Source organism: Gilliamella sp. CG22 (assembly GCF_046635725.1).
Classification (GTDB): Bacteria; Pseudomonadota; Gammaproteobacteria; order Enterobacterales; family Orbaceae; genus Gilliamella; species Gilliamella apicola_I.
Genome location: NZ_JBIDFK010000003.1, coordinates 89,013 through 105,028, shown reverse-complemented (window position 1 = coordinate 105,028; position 16,016 = coordinate 89,013). Strand labels below are relative to the sequence as shown.

The following is a 16,016-nucleotide window of genomic DNA, read 5'->3' as shown; positions in this document are numbered from 1 at the left end:
AATTTCCTCTATAAAATTCCCACTAATTTGCCGACTACACCAATAATCACCGTTAACCCAATTAATTTAACGGGTGAAAAGTTACGTTTCATCAAGTAATAAATAGTTAATGTAAATCCAAGTGGTAACAAATTCGGCATAAGTTTATCGAGCACATCCGCTTGTAACGCAATATGCGCTTGACCCGCATTAATTTCTAACGGCGTTGAAAAATGCACGTAAGAGGCAACCAGTGCACCAATAACGGTCATACCGACAATGGAGGCTGCGTGTGAAATACGCTTAGTATGGGATTTTAATAAAGGTAACGCACTGGTTCCTGCATGATAACCGTAATGAGCAAGTCCAAAACGTAGACCGAAATGGACTAAATTGAACATTAACAAGAAAATGATCGGACCAAACAGACTTCCTTCTAAAGCTAATGAGGCGCCAATCCCTGCACAGATTGGTAATAAGGTGAGCCAAAATAGCGCATCACCGATTCCGCCTAATGGCCCCATTAAGGCAACTTTTACCGCCCGAATAGTCGATATGTTTTCTTTTCCTTTTTCCATGGCTAAGACTAATCCAGATAAAAAGGTCGCATCGAAAGGATGAACATTGATAAATTCCATATGCATGTGCATAGAATTTTTTAGATCATCCTTATTTTTATGAATTTTACGCAATGCAGGTAATACGGTAAAAAGCCAACCGCCAGCTTGCATCCGTTCGTAATTAAATGATGCTTGCAACGCCAATGAGCGAAACGCCATTCGGTTTATATCACCTTTAGATAGTGTGACATCTTGGCTTTGGTCGGTAAACGTATCTGCCGAGACTTTACTTGTGGCGAGTGCTTGTGCCATACGTTTTTCTTCTTTATCTGCCATTTTTTGGTCATGATCATCATTAAATTCCATCCTCTACCTCCACTGAAGTTGCGCTTACAGACTTGTTACTGTCATTGTTATCACGGCTATAATTATAGAAATCAATCATTGCAATGGCTAAAGCACCTAACGCAATGGCTAAAATAGGTAAATTAAGATAGGTCACCCCCAGAAAACCTAAGATAAAGTAAGCAACATACGTTTTCTTCATCATAATCTTCATTAGCATTGCAAAACCAATTGCTGGCATCATTCCGCCCGCGACACTAAGCCCATCTAATAACCATTTAGGTGATTTTTCAACTAACGCGGTTGCTGCATCAGCACCAAAATAGATAGGTAAAAATGCGACAATGAAATAGAAACAAAATAGAATTATCATCCCCAGATAGTTCACCCACTCAATACCTTTAAAATTGAGCTGATCAACATAGCGATCACATTTGTGCATCATTGGCGAATAGAATGTAAATAAAAGGGTAATACAACCTTGTACCGCTATGGCAAAGGGAACCGCTATCCCAATGGCAACTTTAGGTTCAGTATGTGTTAAAATTGCAAAACTGGTACCAATCACGCCGCCTATAACAACATTTGGAGGTTGTGCGCCGGCGAGTGGAACCATGCCCATCCAGACCAGTTCTAATGAACCACCCACATATAAACCTGTTTTTACATCACCCAAAATCAACCCAACTAACGGTCCAATTACGATTGGTCTGTGTAAATGCGTAAGTCCGTCAAATAAGTCTACCCCAGCAATACCGGCCAGTAGTCCTATCAATAAAGCATCCATTAACATAATTTGCCCCTCTTGCTATGATGATAGATTGAGTAAATCTGCTATTTTTTCGCCAGATTCGTCCGGTACACGGCGAACTTCGCAAGTGACGCCTAACTTTTCCAGCTCTTTAAAAGCAGCGATATCATCGTCATCAACGGATACCGTTTTATGGATCTGTTTTTTCCCTTCAGAAAAGTGCATATTACCAACATTGACAAATTTAATGGGTACGCCACCCTTCACTAGAGTTAGAACATCTTGTGGTGTTTTACAAACAATAAAGATTTTTTGACGTTCAGCGGCTTTGCCAATAATGTCGATAGTTTTTTGCAAGGTGAAATAACGCGTTTGAATTCCTTCTGCAATAACCATATCCATCAGATTTTGTTGTACCGGATCTTGCGCAGCGCTGTCATTGGCAACTAATAAAAGATTAGCGCCAAGCGCATTCACCCAAGTCACACCGACTTGACCATGAACTAAGCGGTTATCAATACGTGTCATAAGAATATTGGGAGTACTCATATTTTTATATCCTTTTATTTAAAGGTTTACTCGGATTGATGACTTAAATTTGATGAAACGGATAAATGGTCACACCTTTTACAACTCGATTCACTTCACCGGTAGGACAAGGATTGTCAGGGGTTAATCCAACACTCAGTGATTTTTCAAACGCTAACATTTGAGCAAAAACTAAGTAAGGAAAAATCAACCAACAATCGGAAAGATGACAATCAACCGACAATATTTGTTTATGCGTGCTCTGCTGACCGCTCAAAGCAAGTACATCTGTTGCGATACGATCGTGTTTTAACTCATTAAATAAATCGATATCGTATTGGTGGATATAAGCATCGTTAGAAAAGAAACATACCACTAAACTTTTTTCATTAATCATAAATTTAGGGCCATGGCGTAAACCTAATATTGAATCAAATCGGGTTGCAATTTTACCGGCAGTGAGTTCTAAAATTTTTAATGCGGCTTCTTGAGCGGTGCCAGTGAAGCAACTACTACCAACATAAATTACTCGTTCATGATTTTTTTGGGCTAATTGTTTTGTGATGGTTTGCCAATTTAAAAGTTGTTGCTCACAAATAGTGGCAATTTTCATGACTGCATCATTTGCATCATGAGTATCGATACCGCCTAAAAGCAGCAGTGTGGCTAATATCATGCTACTAATACTCGATGTCATCGCAAACCCAAGATCATGCGTTCCTTCTGGCAGGACTAATTGAAATATACGCTGAGCATTATTTTTTTGGTTAGCATAATCGGTTAATGCACAATTGGGATTACAGGTTAACAATAGGTGATAGCAATCTGAAACGATTTGATCGGCTAATTTTACGGTTGCTACGCTTTCAGGGCTGTTGCCAGAACGAGCAAACGAGACAATTAATGTTTTTTTATGGGCAGATAAATATTGTAATGGATCAGCAACAATTTCAGTAGTGCCATAAGCATAAACATTGCGTTTAGTCTGTTCTCTTAGCCATGGTGCAAGGGCGACACCGCCAAAAGCGGAAGATCCTGCACCGGTAAGGATAATAACTAAATTCGGATCAGCAAGTAAAGGGGTTAGAAAGGTTTCTATTTGAGGTTGTCTTTGGGAAAGTAATTGAAGCAAATCACGCCAAATTTTAGGTTGTTGACAAATTTCTTTAGCTGTATGAATTGCGCCGTGTTGTTCTAACCACTCTTTCGAATAATTTAAGTATTGTTGCATAATTGTGATCCTGTTCGTTAAGTCATAAAAATAAAAAAAGAGAAAAGTTTATAGATTGGCAATAACCACATTAATGCCTAATGTGTGTAATTGCGTTAAATATTCTTTTGGAATGTTTGAATCTGTAATCAGCGTTTCAATAGGATTGATTTTTTCAATCATACAAAAGCTTTTACGTCCAAATTTACTTGAATCCGTTATCGCAATGATTTGACCTGAAACTTGACACATGACTCGATTAACCGATGCTTCGCCAAAATTGGGTGTTGTGATCCCTGCGCTAAGGTCGAAGCCATCAACACCTAAAAAAAGTTTATTAAAATGATACATTTTAAGTTGTTGTTCTACGGTTGGTCCTGAAATAGAAAAGGCTTTTTTTCGAATATTACCGCCAGCAATGATGACTTCAATGTCAGTATTGATTGATAAATCGTAGGCAATATTAATTGCATTGGTAAAAACAATGAGATTTTGTTTTTCACGCAGGTAAGGCACCATGGCCGCAGTTGTTGACCCTGAATCGAGAATAATGCGATCACCATCTTTAACCATTTCTGCCGCTTTTTGGGCAATCTTATTTTTAATGGTAGAGTTAATACGACTTTTATCTTGTAAAGGTCTATCAAAAGCGAAAGCTTTATTTAGCATAGCACCGCCATAGGAACGCAATACACAACCTTTTTGTTCTAAATGGCGAAGATCATTACGAATGGTGACAGTTGAAACTTTAAAAAGTTTACTTAATTTATTGACTGAAACGGTATTTTCTTTACCAAGTAAATAAATAATTTTTTCTCGACGTTGCAATGTATTCATTATTAAATCATTCATAACATAATTACTTGTTTTGCTTTCATTCTGTTATTCAATTTAAACATATGCAAAGGATCGAAAAATGATAGGTGAGTCACAAAACCGATTTTGGTTGTAAAAACGTGAAAACCTTTTCATTTGAAAGGAAGTGAAAGAAAGGGTAAGGGGAGTAATAATAACTTAAAAATAATATTGTATTGTTATTCAGTTAATTAGCAAACTTGAATGGATAATGAAAAATACTTAAATCATCAAAAAAATAACGTGTATTTCGTTTAATGAAGTGATGAAGATCACAAATTGGATAATTTGACCGAAATATTTAGAAATTTTATCAATAAAAAAGAAATGACGTTGAGTCCAAAGTTTAATACAGTGAAAGTCGTTATTGAAACCCAATGAGAGTTTCAATAACTTTATTAACGAGTTAGCTTACGTCGGTTTTGGGTTGTGCAATGGATTTTTGCGTTCGTTCAAAAACGATCATCACCACAAACGCAATGACAGTTAAATAAATAATGAAAATGCCATAGGTAGATAGCATATCAATCAGTGAACGTCCTCGCATGGCGATATCTCGGAAGAATCGAAATAGCCAGACTAAAGGAAATGCATGACTAACATAGTAAGTCCAAAGTGGCATAATCCCGACCGCCATGGTTGATCCACCCATAATAAATCCTGGTGGCACTAAGAAAATCATTTTGCTTGCACCTTCACCTGGATTATTGGTTTTCCAGGAAAGTAAAAAACCTAACCAACCAAATGCAAGTCCGGTCATGAAAATGCTTGGTATAAAAATAAAATAGTTACCATCAAAACGTAATTGACCAAAGATCACTAATACGGCGGTTATTAATGTTAATCCGGTCGTATAAAATAATGCATAAGGGACTGTTCTTGCTAATAGTGCAACAAAGCCTCTTTCTAAAACTGTATTCCACATGCCCGTGACTTTTAAACGACCGACAATCATTAAAGAGGTTAATCCATACGTCAGTGACGAAAAGAAGTAAACAAAATAGATAATTGTCGATATAGTGGAAGAGCTAGCTGGATTGAACATATAGCGCGTTTTAAGTTGCATTGGCGATAAGGTGGCTTCAGTCCCTTCATGTCCTAAACCTAATGCAGACACTTTACCAACGCTAAGTTCAGCCCCTAACTCAGGAATATATTCATTTAAGCTTTGTAACACTTTGGCATTTTGTGCATCATTGGTATCATCGGCAAAATACCCTAAACGAACAGTTTGGTCACCTTTTTTAAGACTTTTTTCTAGTCCTTTAGGAATATAAAGTACCCCTAAATTGCGATCGTGCGAAACTAAAGTGATAGGATTCACCGGTGATCGGATGACTTCGGATACTTCGATATAAGGCGAAGTATTGACTTTACTGATTAATTCCGTTGAATAATGTGAACCATCAAGATCAATAACCGCAATCTTACCTTCAAAAACGGCACCATGACTTAACACAATGGAAAAGATTAGCGCAACAATGGCTGCTAATCCTATTGCAACTTTATAATATGGAATGAAGTGACCTGACAACATTGCGTCAAGTTCTTCAAGCATAGATTTAATGATGTTTTGCATCATTGATCAACCTCGATTGTCATACCGGTTAAAAGTTTTGGAATAGATTCCATATATATTCTGACCTGATAAGAGGTTAAATCAGCTTGACCACGTTCACGTGTCATACGTAAATCCGCAAAAGAAGGCGCTGCGGTTGCAAAACGAACTTTACCTTTTATCTCTTTATCAAGGGCGATAACATTGGCTTTAACCGTTGTGCCCGGTTGGTAGTCATTAACCATTTTTTCGTTTACATAAATATCAATGTATTTACGATCGGTCTCTAATAACACTGCTGGTGCGCCTGTCGGAGCTAATTCACCATCTTCAAACATGATTTTTAATACTTTGCCATCTTCAGGAGCCGTTAATGTTAATCGTTGATAATTGATATGTAGCTGTTTTAAGTCTGCTTCAGCTTGTGCAAGTTGTGCTTGGAGCTGAGCTAACTGATTTTGTCGATTTTGAAGTTTTTGTCGGGCAATAGTAACAGATTGTATTGTCATACCTGTTGCATTTCGAGTTTGCTCAAATTGATTAATTTGTTCGGGTGTTGCACCAATCATTAAGGTGGATAATTGGCTTTGAATCTGAACAACTTGCATTTTCGCAACCGTAAAGGCATTACGGGCGGTATCAAGTTGCGATTGCGAGTTTCCCCCTGTTTTACGTAATTGGGTTTGACGATCAAACTCCATTTGAGCTAAATTTTGAGCTGATTTAGCGGCTTCTAAATTTGCTTTCACTTCTTCAATTTTACGCCAAGTGGATAATTCGGTTAAATTTGTTTCGTTTTCGGTGATCGCAATGGCAGCTTGTTCTTGAGCAACTGCCGCTTTTTGGCTGTCAACCTGCGCTTGTAGACGATCGATAGCTAACTTAGTATCGACATCTTCTAATTGCATTAACGGATCCCCTTTTTTTACAAATTGTGATTCTTCGACAAATCGTTTGATGACTTTTCCGCTCACATTTTGAAAGGCAATATTAATCTCATCTGCGGTTAATACGCCAGATTTAATGCTTTTAGCCACGGTGACGGCATCATTTCGAGAACCTAAAAAGATTAAAAAAGAGGCAACTGTTAGGATAACCAAAAATATAACAGGGATTTTGATATTTTTTTTCATATATAGCTTATTTTCCATTTAATTAGTCAGCTAAGTATTTAGATAAATAAAATAGACTTTAAGTAAGCTTAAAGTCAGTTATTTTCGTAAAAGTTTACGTAACATCAATATTAAAGACTCTTGTTCTTGCGAGTTTAAAACTTCGGCAAAAGCACGAATCGATTTTAGGTGATTGGGTAATGCTTCTTGAATTAATTTTTCGCCAACTTCAGTCAATGAGATAAGTCGAGAGCGACCATCTTCACCACTTTTAGACATGGTGATTAATGGTGGAGTTGCAGCTAGCATTCGCTTAACCATAACTGACACGGTAGCAGGGGTAACACCTATGCGTAATGCCAAATCACTGGCACAGGTTTCACCTTCCGAAAAGAGTGACATTAATAATGCGAACTTACCTTCTGAAACATCATAATCTTTAGTCAGTTGTGCGTAAATGTTTGAACGGATTAAGTCAGCCGTAGTGATCAAGCTTAAGACCAGATCAACGCCTGAAACATCAACAATATCATCATTAAATCTTTGTGCTCGTGCTAACGTTTCACGAGACGGAAGCTTTCTTGACTTGTAATTCAATTATCATTACTCAATTTATTTAGTCGGCTAATTATACTATTTAAATTTTGATTAGCAACATTATTTAACCAAGGGTGATTGGATATTATAGGTTAAAGCCTATCAGGGTAGGGATCCTAAATTTAATTGACGTTAAATATTTTATAATGCTTTGTTTTAAAAATAGTTATCCTTATTACTACTAAAGTGGTAATCCTTGAGGATAATTATAATCTGAGCAAAGTAACATAAAATGGAGCACAGCTATAAATTAAATAATTGAATTAAAATAAAATTGGAGCTTTATTATGAGTAAAACCAATCTCGTTATCATCGGTAATGGGATGGTTGGACATCGTTTTATTGAAGAAGTTATCGATAAAATGCAGTCTGATCTGTTCAATATTACCATCTTTTGTGAAGAACCTCGCCTTGCTTATGACCGTGTTCACCTTTCTTCCTATTTTTCTGACCACACTGCTGAAGCGCTTTCTTTAGTTCGTGAAGGGCTATATGAAGAAAATAACATTCAAGTATTACTGAATGAGCGGGCAATATTAATTAATCGTCAACGTAAAGAAGTTCACTCACACACAGGGCGAATTGTTCACTATGATAAATTGATTATTGCTACCGGATCTTATGCGTGGGTACCACCTATTAAAGGTTCAGATGGTGCAGATTGTTTTGTTTACCGAACCATTGAAGATCTTGATGCCATTCGTGAATGCGCAAAACAGTGTAAATCAGGTGCTGTTGTCGGTGGGGGGTTGTTAGGGCTTGAAGCTGCTGGTGCGCTGAAAAATTTAGGAATACAAACGCATGTCGTCGAATTTGCGCCAGTATTGATGGCTGAACAACTTGATGCCATGGGGGGTGATCAGTTACGCCGAAAAATTGAAGAGATGGGCGTTGGAGTTCATACCAGTAAAAACACCCAAGAAATTATTCATACGCCGCTAGGTAAGAAGATGCAATTTGCTGATGGATCGTCGCTGGAAGTTGATTTTATCGTATTTTCAACAGGTATTCGCCCGAATGATCAACTTGCTAAAGCATGTCAACTTGAGATTGGTCAACGTGGTGGCATTGTGGTGAATAACCATTGTCAGACATCTGATCCTGATATTTACGCTATTGGTGAGTGTGCGTGTTGGCAAGGTAAAGTATTTGGTTTGGTTGCTCCGGGCTATAAGATGGCACAAGTTGCCTTAGCGCACTTAATGGGTGAGCCAATGCAATTTGAAGGCGCTGATATGAGCGCTAAATTAAAGTTAATGGGCGTTGATGTCGGTAGTATAGGGGATGCCAAAGGAAAAACACCCGCTAGCCGTAGCTATGTCTATTTAGATGAAAATGTACCGGTTTATAAAAAATTGGTCGTTTCGTCAGATAATAAAAAATTATTAGGTGCTGTATTGGTGGGTGATACGGCTGATTACAGTAATTTATTACAATTGATGTTAAATGAGATGGATCTTCCTGAGCATCCGGACACCTTAATTTTACCAGCTCATGCTGGGGCTAAACCCACAATGGGCGTCGAAGCTTTACCGGATACTGCACAAATTTGCTCATGTTTCGATGTGACAAAAGCAAAAATCATTAATGCGATTCACGCAGGTTGTCATACTGTAGCGGCAATTAAGGCAGAAACCAAAGCCGGTACAGGTTGTGGTGGTTGTATTCCATTGGTGACTCAGCTCTTAAACTCAGAATTAGCTAAACAAGGTATCGAAGTCAGCCATGCTTTATGTGAACATTTTAAATATTCACGCCAAGAATTATATCATTTAATTCGTGTTGAAGGGTTAACTTCATTTAATGAAGTGATCAAAAAACATGGTACGGGTTATGGATGTGAGGTGTGTAAACCGACGATCGCCTCTTTATTAGCTTCATGTTGGAACGATTATATTCTCAAACAAGATTTAGTTCCGTTGCAAGATAGTAACGATATCTTTCTTGGTAATATCCAAAAAAATGGAACATATTCGGTTATTCCGCGTAGTGCCGGAGGTGAAATTACGCCAGAAGGCTTGATTGCGGTGGGGCAAATTGCTAAAAAATATCAACTTTATTCAAAAATTACCGGCTCACAACGTATCGGTCTTTTCGGTGCGCAAAAAGATGATCTACCCGCTATTTGGAAAGAGTTAATTAATGCTGGCTTTGAGAGTGGTTATGCGTATGCAAAAGCCTTACGAATGGCTAAAACCTGTGTGGGGAGTACGTGGTGTCGTTTTGGTGTTGGGGATAGTGTTGGTCTGGGTGTTGAACTGGAAAATCGTTATAAAGGGATTCGGGCTCCACATAAATTCAAATTAGGTGTATCGGGTTGTACACGTGAATGTGCGGAAGCACAAGGTAAAGATATTGGGGTTATTGCAACTGAAAAAGGTTGGAATCTTTACGTATGCGGTAATGGCGGGATGAAACCTCGTCATGCTGATTTGCTTGCTGCTGATCTCGATAGACAGACATTAATTCAATATCTTGATCGCTTTATTATGTTTTATATCCGTACCGCTGATAAATTACAACGCACTTCGGTATGGCTTGAAAATCTGGAAGGCGGGATTGACTATTTGCGTAGTGTAATTATCGACAATAAGTTAGGTATTAATGATGAGCTGGAAAGTGAAATGACTCGTCTGCGTAAATTGGTGGTGTGTGAGTGGAAAGAAACGGTTGAACATCCTGAAAACCAACAACGATTTACTCACTTTATTAACAGTAATTTGCGTGATGAAAATGTCAAATTTATTCCTGAACGAGATCAGCATCGACCTGCGACAGCCGAAGAACGTCAAGCAATGTTAGGAGAGCAATAATATGAGTCAATGGATAACAGTTTGTCAACTCGATGACATTTTACCGGAAACAGGCGTGTGTGCACTTGTCGGTCATGAACATGTTGCAGTATTTCGTCCTTATGATTCCGATGAAATTTATGCAATCAGTAATATCGATCCTTTTGCACAAGCCAGTGTCTTATCTCGAGGTATTATTGGACAGCATGAAAATGACTTGTATGTTGCAAGCCCATTAAAAAAACAGCGTTTTCGTTTAAAAGATGGTTATTGCATTGATGATGCCGACTATTCAATTGCGCATTATGAAGTAAGAGTCAATACAGATGGTTTTGTTGAAGTTAAATCATCGAGTTAAAACAATTTTAAAGGTTTAGATAGTTATGTATACCGATACAATTAATAAATGTGCTGCCAATGCAGCACGTATTGTACGTTTAGCCAAAACTAACCCGATAGGGTTTTGGTTAAGTTCTGCTATGGCCGGCGCTTATGTTGGTCTTGGTATTATTTTGATCTTCACTTTAGGTAATTTACTTGATCCGTCGTTAAGACCTTTAGTCATGGGGGCGACATTTGGTATTGCCTTAACGTTAGTGGTGATTGCAGGATCTGAGCTTTTTACCGGTCACACAATGTTTTTAACGTTTGGCGTAAAATGTAAGAAAATTACGCATACACAGATGTGGCTAGTATTACCTCAAACTTGGTTAGCCAATTTATTGGGGTCTATTTTTGTCGCTGCTTTATATTTTTATGCTGCTACACCATTATTATCAACCGATACCAGTTTAGTGCATAGTGCAGCATTAGCCAAAACGACCGCATCGGCTAGTGCACTGTTTTTTCGTGGTATTTTATGTAACTGGCTAGTTTGTTTAGCTATTTGGATGGCAAATCGTGTTGAAGGTTCAGCTAAATTTATTGCGATTTGGTGGTGTTTGCTAGCATTTATTGCCTGTGGTTATGAGCATTCGGTGGCGAATATGACGTTATTTTCACTTTCATGGTTTGGTCATCATAGTGATGCTTATACCCTATGTGGAATTGGTCATAATTTACTTTGGGTATCGTTAGGTAACCTTGTTTCTGGCGTTGTTTTTATGGGCTTGGGATACTGGTATTCGACACCAAAAACTGAACGACCATAATCTTGGCTGAATTAAAAAGGATATATATTGAGGTTTTATGGATTATTTTCCACTATTTTGTAAGTTAGAAAATCGGGATTGTCTGTTAGTCGGGGGTGGTGAAATCGCTGAACGAAAAGCTCGGCTATTACTCGAAGCAGGTGCAAAGTTAACGGTTAACGCACTTGAATTCAATGAGCAATTTTTATGTTGGCAAGCGCAAAACCAGTTGATATTACAGCAAGGGGAATTTAATGCACAACTGCTTGATAATAAATGGTTAGTCATTGCAGCGACCGATTGTCCTAAAACCAATCAAACCGTCAGTCTCGAGGCTGAAAATCGCCGTATCTTTTGCAATGTTGTCGATTCGCCGAAAGATGCTAGTTTTATTATGCCTTCGATTATTGATCGTTCACCAATTATGGTTGCTGTGTCATCAGCAGGGCATGCGCCGGTTTTAGCTCGTCTATTACGAGAAAAACTAGAGTCAATATTGCCTCAGCACTTAGGTAAATTAGCGCAATATGCGGGTTATTTACGAAATAAAGCTAAGCAAACCTATAAAACGCTCACAGAACGCCGTCGATTTTGGGAAAAGCTGTTTACTCATGATAGATTGGCACAAGCCATTGCTAATAATGATTCTGAACAAGTTGAAATACTAACCAATGAGTTATTTAATCTATCATTGGATCATCGTGGTGAAGTGGTTTTAGTAGGCGCCGGTCCCGGTGATGCAGGCTTACTGACTTTGAAAGGATTACAGCAAATCCAACAAGCCGATATTATTGTGTATGATCGATTGGTTTCGGATGAAATTATGAATCTTGTCAGGCGGGATGCTCAGCGTATATTTGTTGGCAAACGGGCAGGGTATCACTGCGTGCCACAAGAACAGATTAATCAAATTTTGTTAGAACAAGCGCAAAAAGGGTTACGAGTTGTCCGTCTAAAAGGGGGCGATCCGTTTATTTTTGGGCGAGGGGGCGAAGAGCTGGAAACGTTATATAATGCTGATATTCCATTTTCAGTTGTACCGGGAATTACTGCTGCATCGGGGTGTTCTGCATACAGTGGTATCCCTTTAACACATCGAGATTATGCGCATAGTATTCGTTTAATTACCGGGCATTTGAAAGATGGTAGTCATCTTGATTGGCAAAGTTTAGCGGCTGAAAAGCAGACCTTAGTGTTCTATATGGGGCTGTCTCAAGCTGAAAACATTAGTCAACAATTAATCAAATACGGAATGAATGCTAATACGCCCGTCGCCATTGTTGAGGAAGGTACCAGTACCAAACAAAAAGTGGTAACAGGTTTGCTTGGTGAGTTAGCTAAAATCGCTTTGCAAGCATGTAGTCCAAGTTTGATTATCATCGGGCCTGTTGTTGCATTACGAGAAAAACTCAATTGGTTTTCAAATCATTAATTTAAACAGGCAAGTCTATTACTTTACAGCATAATGGTCTTGCCTGTTATCTAAACGTATACTGCCTTACATCATCATAATTTAAGGGATGACAGCTTTTAAACTTTTCGATTGAGTTAAGTATAATCAATTATCTTCAATTAATGCATTACTCTTTGCTCTGTAAATACCATACGGTCATTTCCATGCGTGATTTAAAATTTAATTTTTTAAAGATACTTTTTACATGCACTTTTACGGTACTTTCAACAATATCCAGATCTTTGGCAATGCGTTTATTCGAAAGCCCTTGCACTAGCAGATTAAATATTTCATGTTCTCGAGGCGTTAATAAGTTTATATCGTGAATTTGTTTGGTTGTTGGTTCGCCGCTGTGTCGCATATAGTGAAGAATAATATGCGAAATTGCTTCATCCATAATGATTTTACCTTCCGCAATATCTTTTAGCGCTTTAATAAAATCTTCTGGCTCCATATCCTTTAACAGGTAACCATCCGCTCCACTTTTGAGTGCGGTAATGATATCTTCTTTGGCATCCGATACCGTGAACATAATGATGCGACTGGAGATATTTTTTTCCCGTAAATAGCGTAGTATTTCTAACCCACTAACATTTTGAATATTGATATCCAGTAAGATCATATCGGGATCGAGCTTTTCAGCGAGTTTTATCCCTTCCGTTCCAGACCCCGTTTCGCCAATCACTTCAAAATGGCTAACGGTATTGATTAATTGTTTTACACCATTTCTAAGCATAGGGTGATCGTCAATAAGTAGTATCGAACTTTTTATCTGGTCCATGGGTTACTCTTCTATTATCGTAAATGGAATGGTCTTATTGGCTTTAAATATTACCATAACTTGCGTGCCTTTTTGTGGCTCAGTATTAATTGTTAGATTACCATTTAGGATTTCTGCTCTGTCTCGCATAATCACCATACCATAATGATTATCCTGCTTAACATCAGTTTGAAAGCCAATACCATTATCGCTAACACTGACTGTGATAATCTGGTTATCATCAATGGTTAACGCAATGATAACGTGTGATGCTTGTGCGTGTTTGTACACATTGTTTAGCGCTTCTCGAATAAATTGTAATAAATGAAAAGCATGTTTGCTTTTGATGATATTGAGCGGTAATTGATATTCAAGTTGAATGTTAAATTTTAGTTTTTGATTAAACTCTTCAATCATCTCCATTAAGCTAGCATAAAAACCTGTTTGATTGAGCCGCAAACGAAAAGAGGTAATTAATTCACGTAACTGGGAATAGGTGATATTGACCTCTTTTCGCATTGTTGCTAATAGTTCAATACTACTTTGTGATGTCAAATCAGATTGCATTTGTAGACAGCTAAGATGTATTTTTAAACAGGATAATGATTGCGCAATTGAATCATGCAACTCTCTTGCCATTGCTGATCGCTCTTTCATTAATAAATACTGCTTTTGTTGCTCTATTTGTCGATCTAGCATCATTGCCGTGGACATCTGCTCGATAAGTCCTGTTATTAAGTTTTCCTGCTCGTCGCTAAGGGTAACATCTGTCGGTTGAATGGCAAATAAAATGCCATATTTTTCGCCATTGTCTTGAAGATACCAATAACGTTGAAATCCATGTTGTTGAGAATGTTTTGATTCGGTTAAACAAGCACAGCAATGCGGATTTTGGCAGAAAGGTAATTTCTGCTCATTGTCATAACTAATTTGTTGGTAATGTTCAGGGTTTTCAGATTCATAAAATCGGATTTGAAATTGAGTGAGTGGTACAAGTTCTTCTAATTGACGTAAAATCATTAAAAAACGTTCACATAATGGCTTTGATGTATGGAGCTGTTTGGTGGCGTGATATTGAAATGAGATGATGTTATTGGTTTGTTGCAATTCAGCCGTTTTTTCAGCCACCCGTTCTTCAAGGATTAAATATTGAGATTCGATTTGATCAGACATGTTATTTAACGCTAACCCTAACAAATCGAATTCATTTTTTCTGGAACGTAGCGGAAAACGTTCACTAAAATTGTGTTTTGAAATAGCCTGAGCCATATTAATCAGTTTGCGCCAAGGGGCGAGAAGATAACGACGCAAATAGTAAATCTGAGCAATAAGAAAGACCACAATAATGATAATAAATAATTGTTGCAAGCGAGATATATAATGAATCTGGTTTTCGGTCTTCTGATCGATCTTATGTACTAAATAATTGGTTTTGATAACAAATTGATCGATATCCGTTTTTATCTCATCGATGTTTTTGGCTTGTGCAATTTTTATTGCAATTTCAGTACGCCATTTATTATGTAACTCATTGAATTCATCTATTAAATCATAACGTTCAAAAAGAGCTAATTGTTGCTTTGACGACGTTATTTCACTAAAAATATTTAAACGGTCATTATCGTGTTTATTAAGGGGAACCATTGATAAAAGTTGATAACTTTTCATACGAATTAGCCCTAATTGATTAATCATATAAGCGCTACCTTTGGTATCATTAGCGACTTGAATAGATAGCGATAACGCAATTAACGCAATGGTGCCTAAAAAACACATTAATAGCGACAAACGATTAATAATTGAAGCATGATAGCGAGTTTTATTATTGGTTGTTTTAGTACTCAGCATAGAATTACAATAAATTAACTAAGAAATAATGATTTATCCGTATTGTAACGCTAAAACGATATCTTGCTGATCTTTTTTGTAACTTTTTGCGATCTTTTAGTAAAGACTGCTTGCAACAAGGATAAATTTTGCGTAAAATTCACGCCCTATAAGATTAATCAATGCAGACATATATGCTAAATCAGGAATAGTCTGCTTTTTATTGCGGAGTTAAGTATGTACGCAGTTTTCCAAAGTGGTGGTAAACAACACCGAGTCAGCGAAGGACAAGTCGTTCGCTTGGAAAAAATTGAAGTCGAAACAGGTGCAGAAGTTGTTTTCGATAAAGTTTTAATGGTAGCAAATGGTGAAGACATCAAAGTTGGTGCTCCGTTTGTTGAAGGTGCAACAATTAAAGCAGAAATTGTTGAGCACGGTCGTGGCGATAAAGTGAAAATTGTTAAATTCCGTCGTCGTAAACACTATCGTAAACAACAAGGTCACCGTCAGTGGTTCACTGATGTGAAGATCACTGCAATCGCTTAATAGGAGTATCGAA

General features: G+C 37.6%; 15 protein-coding genes. 5 read left to right on the top strand and 10 right to left on the bottom strand.

Annotation, left to right across the window (positions count from 1 at the left end; genetic code table 11):
• Positions 1 to 8: 8 nt before the first annotated feature.
• The 8 genes from ACGH46_RS03695 to ACGH46_RS03660 form a co-directional block, all read right to left on the bottom strand.
• Positions 9 to 905 (bottom strand): PTS system mannose/fructose/sorbose family transporter subunit IID, encoded by an 897-nt coding sequence (locus ACGH46_RS03695; RefSeq protein WP_411589628.1) that lies wholly within the window; start codon positions 903 to 905, stop codon positions 9 to 11.
• Positions 895 to 1,677: a PTS N-acetylgalactosamine transporter subunit IIC gene (agaW, locus tag ACGH46_RS03690; RefSeq protein WP_065558605.1), complete on the bottom strand. Its 783-nt coding sequence runs from the start codon at positions 1,675 to 1,677 to the stop codon at positions 895 to 897. Before agaW ends, ACGH46_RS03695 begins: the two co-directional genes overlap by 11 nt.
• Before the next feature lie 15 nt (positions 1,678 to 1,692).
• Positions 1,693 to 2,184, bottom strand: coding sequence for a PTS N-acetylgalactosamine transporter subunit IIB (agaV, locus tag ACGH46_RS03685; RefSeq protein ID WP_411604240.1), 492 nt, complete (start codon positions 2,182 to 2,184; stop codon positions 1,693 to 1,695).
• A gap of 43 nt (positions 2,185 to 2,227) precedes the next feature.
• On the bottom strand, positions 2,228 to 3,394 hold the full coding sequence (locus ACGH46_RS03680) for an SIS domain-containing protein (RefSeq protein WP_411604237.1): 1,167 nt from the start codon (positions 3,392 to 3,394) through the stop codon (positions 2,228 to 2,230).
• A gap of 48 nt (positions 3,395 to 3,442) precedes the next feature.
• Positions 3,443 to 4,213: a transcriptional repressor AgaR gene (gene agaR / locus ACGH46_RS03675; protein ID WP_363317347.1), complete on the bottom strand. Its 771-nt coding sequence runs from the start codon at positions 4,211 to 4,213 to the stop codon at positions 3,443 to 3,445.
• A gap of 421 nt (positions 4,214 to 4,634) precedes the next feature.
• Positions 4,635 to 5,807, bottom strand: coding sequence for an ABC transporter permease (locus ACGH46_RS03670; protein ID WP_267350350.1), 1,173 nt, complete (start codon positions 5,805 to 5,807; stop codon positions 4,635 to 4,637).
• A complete protein-coding gene (locus ACGH46_RS03665) occupies positions 5,807 to 6,919 on the bottom strand; it encodes an HlyD family secretion protein (RefSeq protein WP_411604234.1) in 1,113 nt (370 codons plus the stop codon). The genes ACGH46_RS03670 and ACGH46_RS03665 overlap by 1 nt, the downstream gene beginning before the upstream one ends.
• Before the next feature lie 78 nt (positions 6,920 to 6,997).
• A complete protein-coding gene (locus ACGH46_RS03660) occupies positions 6,998 to 7,495 on the bottom strand; it encodes a MarR family winged helix-turn-helix transcriptional regulator (RefSeq protein WP_220216370.1) in 498 nt (165 codons plus the stop codon).
• A gap of 287 nt (positions 7,496 to 7,782) precedes the next feature.
• On the opposite strand from ACGH46_RS03660, the gene nirB reads away from it, so the two are divergent.
• From nirB to cysG, 4 genes are read left to right on the top strand one after another with little or no spacing between them, the layout of a single operon-like run.
• The gene (gene nirB / locus ACGH46_RS03655; RefSeq protein ID WP_411604231.1) at positions 7,783 to 10,308 is read left to right on the top strand and encodes a nitrite reductase large subunit NirB; all 2,526 of its coding nucleotides are present in this window, start codon (positions 7,783 to 7,785) and stop codon (positions 10,306 to 10,308) included.
• Between the two features lies 1 nt (position 10,309).
• Positions 10,310 to 10,645 carry a nitrite reductase small subunit NirD gene (nirD, locus tag ACGH46_RS03650; RefSeq protein ID WP_267350354.1) on the top strand — a complete coding sequence of 112 codons (336 nt, stop codon included), beginning with the start codon at positions 10,310 to 10,312 and terminating at the stop codon, positions 10,643 to 10,645.
• Between the two features lie 25 nt (positions 10,646 to 10,670).
• Complete coding sequence (gene nirC / locus ACGH46_RS03645) at positions 10,671 to 11,438, top strand: nitrite transporter NirC (protein WP_267350355.1); 768 nt, start codon at positions 10,671 to 10,673, stop codon at positions 11,436 to 11,438.
• Between the two features lie 37 nt (positions 11,439 to 11,475).
• Positions 11,476 to 12,849 carry a siroheme synthase CysG gene (cysG, locus tag ACGH46_RS03640; RefSeq protein ID WP_411604228.1) on the top strand — a complete coding sequence of 458 codons (1,374 nt, stop codon included), beginning with the start codon at positions 11,476 to 11,478 and terminating at the stop codon, positions 12,847 to 12,849.
• 148 nt (positions 12,850 to 12,997) lie between these two features.
• Here the strand turns inward: cysG and narL are convergent, their stop codons facing one another.
• Positions 12,998 to 13,651 (bottom strand): two-component system response regulator NarL, encoded by a 654-nt coding sequence (narL, locus tag ACGH46_RS03635; protein ID WP_220216375.1) that lies wholly within the window; start codon positions 13,649 to 13,651, stop codon positions 12,998 to 13,000.
• 3 nt (positions 13,652 to 13,654) lie between these two features.
• Complete coding sequence (gene narX, locus ACGH46_RS03630) at positions 13,655 to 15,478, bottom strand: nitrate/nitrite two-component system sensor histidine kinase NarX (protein WP_267358864.1); 1,824 nt, start codon at positions 15,476 to 15,478, stop codon at positions 13,655 to 13,657.
• A 216-nt stretch (positions 15,479 to 15,694) separates the two neighbouring features.
• Between narX and rplU the strand changes: the two genes are divergently transcribed.
• Positions 15,695 to 16,003, top strand: a complete 309-nt coding sequence (gene rplU, locus ACGH46_RS03625) for a 50S ribosomal protein L21 (protein ID WP_025314436.1) — start codon at positions 15,695 to 15,697, stop codon at positions 16,001 to 16,003.
• The last annotated feature ends 13 nt before the right edge of the window (positions 16,004 to 16,016 follow it).